This window comes from Pseudomonas asplenii (genome assembly GCF_001293465.1).
In the GTDB taxonomy this organism is placed as follows: domain Bacteria; phylum Pseudomonadota; class Gammaproteobacteria; order Pseudomonadales; family Pseudomonadaceae; genus Aquipseudomonas; species Aquipseudomonas fuscovaginae_B.
The window spans coordinates 1-1,180 of record NZ_JSYZ01000072.1 but is presented as its reverse complement, the minus strand read 5'-3'; the positions used below and the strand labels follow the sequence as shown (position 1 = coordinate 1,180).

General features: G+C 62.1%; 1 protein-coding gene. It reads left to right on the top strand.

Going from position 1 to position 1,180, the window contains the following annotated elements; all coding sequences use genetic code 11:
* Positions 1-12: 12 nt before the first annotated feature.
* Entirely contained in the window at positions 13-1,167 is a 1,155-nt protein-coding gene (locus PF66_RS31685; protein ID WP_239688176.1) for a ribonucleotide-diphosphate reductase subunit beta, read from the top strand.
* Positions 1,168-1,180: the final 13 nt, after the last annotated feature.

The window sequence follows — 1,180 nt, the reverse complement described above, 5'->3', positions numbered from 1 at the left end:
ACCCTCGATCGCCTGGACAGCGCCGGCGGTGCCGCCGCCCTCGAAGCCCGTGCCGTGACCGCCAGCGACTCCGCCGCGATCATCCGCGCCAAGGCCGCCCTCGACGCCCTCGATGTCGCCGAAGGCCTGGCCGAACTCGAAGGCGCCTCGGCCCGTGTCGCCGTCGACGAGAAGCGCATGATCAACTGCCGCGCCGACCTCAACCAGCTCGTACCTTTCAAATACGACTGGGCCTGGCAGAAATACCTCGACGGCTGCGCCAACCACTGGATGCCGCAAGAGGTCAACATGACCGCCGACATCGCCCTCTGGAAAAACCCCGAAGGCCTGACCGACGACGAGCGTCGTATCGTCATGCGCAACCTGGGCTTCTTCTCCACCGCCGACTCCCTGGTGGCGAACAACCTGGTCCTGGCCGTCTACCGCCTGATCACCAACCCCGAGTGCCGCCAGTACATCCTGCGCCAGGCCTTCGAGGAGGCGATCCACACCCACGCCTACCAGTACTGCATCGAATCGCTGGCCATGGATGAAGGCGAGATCTTCAACATGTACCACGAGATCCCCTCGGTGGCGAAAAAGGCCACCTGGGGCCTGAAGTACACCCGCTCGATCTCCGACCCGCAGTTCAACACCGGCACCGTCGAGACCGACAAGGAACTGCTGCGCAACCTGATCGCCTACTACTGCGTGCTCGAAGGCATCTTCTTCTACTGCGGCTTCACCCAGATCCTCTCCATGGGCCGGCGCAACAAGATGACCGGCGTCGCCGAGCAGTTCCAGTACATCCTGCGCGACGAGTCCATGCACCTGAACTTCGGCATCGACGTGATCAACCAGATCAAGATCGAGAACCCGCACCTGTGGGATGCCGAGATGAAGGAAGAAGCGACCCAGATGATCCTGCAGGGCACCCAGCTGGAAATCGAATACGCCCGTGACACCATGCCGCGCGGCGTGCTGGGCATGAATGCGGCGATGATGGAGGACTACCTCAAGTTCATCGCCAACCGTCGCCTGTCGCAGATCGGCCTGAAGGAAGAGTACCCGGGCACCACCAACCCGTTCCCGTGGATGAGCGAGATCATGGACCTGAAGAAGGAAAAGAACTTCTTCGAGACCCGCGTGATCGAGTACCAGACCGGCGGTGCACTGAGCTGGGATTGATTCGTTCCGCACG